2 protein-coding genes are annotated in these 1,470 nt (G+C 75.5%); both read left to right on the top strand.

Going from position 1 to position 1,470, the window contains the following annotated elements; all coding sequences use genetic code 11:
• A partial coding sequence (locus HW578_RS26490; RefSeq protein ID WP_198373686.1) for a hypothetical protein occupies nucleotides 1-201 on the top strand: 201 nt, incomplete at its 5' end.
• 285 nt (nucleotides 202-486) lie between these two features.
• Nucleotides 487-1,470, top strand: a 984-nt coding sequence (locus HW578_RS26485) for a caspase family protein (RefSeq protein WP_198373685.1), incomplete at its 3' end; no start/stop codon positions are given.

Here is a 1,470-nt window from a genome sequence, read left to right as displayed (position 1 = left end):
GGTGCGGTGTCCGACGCGCCGGTCGGGGCGCATGACGGCGCGGTGCTGGCGCTGCTGGCGGGCGAGGCGCCGCAGGACGGCGCGATCGCGGATGTGCCGGGCGATGCCGATGGGCAGCGCGCCCTGGGCCGGTCGCTGCTGCTTGCGCCCCGGTTGCAGGCGCTGCTGGCCGCGCTGCGGCAGGCCGCCGACCAGCCCTGAAAGGCCGCGCGCGCATGTCGGCGCCCAGATGCCGAAGGCGCAGCATGGCGCGCAAAGGCGGATGAGAAAGCGCATGCGGGCGCGGTCCAGCGTCCGGTGCCGGCCCGCGCCCCCGCCCGCCCACCCTGTCCGCGAGACTGACGCCGCCGGGACGGGAGCGGGCCAGTGCCGAGGTTCACGGATGGTCTCGCGACCCAGGACGATCGCCGGAGCCTGCGAAGCGCTTCGCAGCGCGTGACGCCGGGCGCTGCGCCGCATCGCGGTTTCGTGTATCAAACGCCTGTCATGCGTTGGCTTCGCGCCTTCCTCGTCGCCTTCGCCGTGCTGCTCCCGGCCGCGCTGCCGGCGGCCGCGCAGCCCGGCGCACGCGTCGCGCTGGTGATGGGCGTGGGCGCCTATAGCGCCATCCCGCCGCTCGCCAACCCGCCCAACGACGCGCGCGCCCTGGCCGAGGCGCTGCGCAGGCTCGGCTTCGACACCGACCTGGTGCTCGACCCGGATCGCCTCGCCATGGAGCAGGCGGTGCGCCGGCTCGGCCAGCGGGCGGTGGGCGCCGAGGCGGCGCTGTTCTTCTACGCCGGCCACGCGCTGGAATTCGGCGGGCGCAACTGGCTGCTGCCGGTGACCACCGATATCCGCACCGACCGCGACCTGCGCTTCGAGGCGCTCGAGCTCGACAGCGTCTTGGCGCAGCTGGAATCCGCGCGGGTGTCGATCGTGCTGCTCGATGGCTGCCGCGACAATCCCTTCCGCCTGCGCCTCGCCTCCGCCACGCGCGGCATCGCCACCAGCCCGGGCCTGACGCCGGTGCGCGCCGCTGTCGGCACGCTGATCGCCTTCGCCACCGCGCCGGGCGAGGTGGCCGAGGACGGCACCGGCGCGCACAGCCCCTTCACCGCGGCGCTGCTGCGCAAGATCGGCACGCCGGGGCTCGAGCTGCGCTCCATGATGGCCGAGGTCCGGCGCGAGGTGCGCGAGGCGACCGGCGGTCGCCAGGTGCCCTGGGAGCATTCGGCGATGGAGGGCGCCTTCTACTTCATCCCCGCCGCGATCAACGTGCCGGCCGCGCAAGCGCCGGTCGCCGCGGCCCCGCGCGACGACCGCGCCGAGATCCTGTTCTGGGAGAGCGTGCGCGCCGGCAATACCGCCGCGGACTACCGTGCCTATCTCGAACGCTTTCCGGCCGGCACCTTCGCGCCGCTGGCGCGCGCGCGCCTCACGGCGATGGAGCCGCCCGCCGCCGCGCTGGCCGCGGTGGCGCCGGTGCCC

It is taken from the genome of Roseomonas rosulenta, assembly GCF_016106005.1.
Lineage (GTDB): Bacteria > Pseudomonadota > Alphaproteobacteria > Acetobacterales > Acetobacteraceae > Neoroseomonas > Neoroseomonas rosulenta.
Note: the sequence above shows the minus strand (reverse complement) of the source record. Positions and strands in the feature narration are given on the sequence as shown.